Here is a 1,611-nt window from a genome sequence, read left to right on the forward strand (position 1 = left end):
TTATGACCCCCAGCTGAGCCTGCATCAGCAGATCAGCCATCAGGCTCAGCTGACACCCGACGCCATTGCCATAGAAATGCCGGGTGGTCGCACACTGAGCTATGCCCAGCTGGACGCCGGTGCCAATCGCATTGCCGCTTATCTGCAACATCATTACACGCTCGGTGCTGACACTATGGTGGGCGTCAGCACTTTGCGACACGCCGAGATGGTGATGGTGATACTGGCCATCCTTAAAACCGGTGCGGCCTATTTGCCGCTTGACCCCAGTTATCCCAGTGCCCGACTGGCGCAGATCATTGACGATGCCCGGCCGCTGGTGACCATCACGGATACGCCCGCAGCACTTGACGGTCTGGCTATCGAGACACTGAGCCTGGCAACCCTTTGCCAGGGGGATCCCGCACACTCTTACCAACCGGTTGCGCATCAGGGCGATAACCTGGCTTATGCCATTTATACATCTGGGTCCACCGGCAAGCCCAAAGGCGTGGCTATTCGTCACCGCAATGTCAATGCGCTGCTGAGCTGGGCCGACACGGTATACAGTCGTGAAGATTACGCGCGGGTGTTATGCAGTACCTCCATTAACTTTGACCTGTCGGCGTTTGAGCTCTTCTTTACCCTGACCCGGGGCGGCACCTGTGTGCTGGTGGACAATGCGCTGAGCTTGCTGGACTATCCGTTGCCGGTCACGCTTATAAATACTGTGCCATCGGCCATCAAGGCGCTGCTGGAGCAAGGGGGGATCCCGGCGGGCGTACGGGTAGTGAACCTGGCCGGTGAGCCGCTGGGTCGCGACGTGGTGAATCAGTTGCTTGCAGGCCAGCATTGTGAGCGAGTTTATAACCTCTATGGTCCGTCGGAAGATACCACCTACTCAACCTGCGCCTGTTTCACGCAAGAAATCGACCATGTCCCGAGTATCGGTCGGGCGATTAGCAATACGCAGGCATTGATCCTCAATGACCAGCTGGCGCTGTTGCCATATGGGGCAACCGGAGAGTTATACCTGGGCGGCGACGGGCTGGCACTGGGCTATCTGAATCAGCCCGCGCTGACCGCCGAACGGTTCATCGACAATCCCTTTTATGATGCCAAGGTGGCAGGCAGTTCAAAACGTCTGTATCGCACCGGAGATTTAGTCCGCTATCAGGCGGATGGCAACCTGGCTTTTGTGGGACGTGCAGACGATCAGATAAAAATTCGTGGTTTCCGGGTGGAACTGGGGGAGATAAGTGAGCAGCTGAGTCGCCAGGCGGCGATCGACAGTGCGGTGGTGGTGGCCAAAAATGGCGCGAATGGGGTTTATCTGGTGGCCTATGTGCAGCCGGCTGAGATGCTGGATGAGGAGTCACATGCAGACTTTATCAGCCAGGCGCTGAACACGCTTGCGAGTCGTTTGCCGGACTACATGGTACCGAAACTGGGGCGGGTGATGTCACAGTGGCCGCTGACGGCCAGCGGAAAAATCGATAAAAAGGCGCTGCCAGAAGTTGAGGCAGGCACACAACAGGGCGTTTATGTGGCACCGCAAAACGACACCGAACGCGCGGTGTGCGCCATCTGGGCTGAGCTGCTTAATATCGATGCGGCGAAGATCAGCGCCAC

Annotated in this window: 1 protein-coding gene; it reads left to right on the plus strand. The window is 57.6% G+C overall.

The window, feature by feature from the left end; genetic code table 11:
• Positions 1 to 1,611: amino acid adenylation domain-containing protein (locus C3B51_RS21965; protein ID WP_130246399.1), on the plus strand; the 1,611-nt coding region annotated here is incomplete at both ends.

It is taken from the genome of Pseudoalteromonas rubra (genome assembly GCF_004212645.1).
GTDB classification, from domain to species: Bacteria; Pseudomonadota; Gammaproteobacteria; order Enterobacterales; family Alteromonadaceae; genus Pseudoalteromonas; species Pseudoalteromonas rubra_G.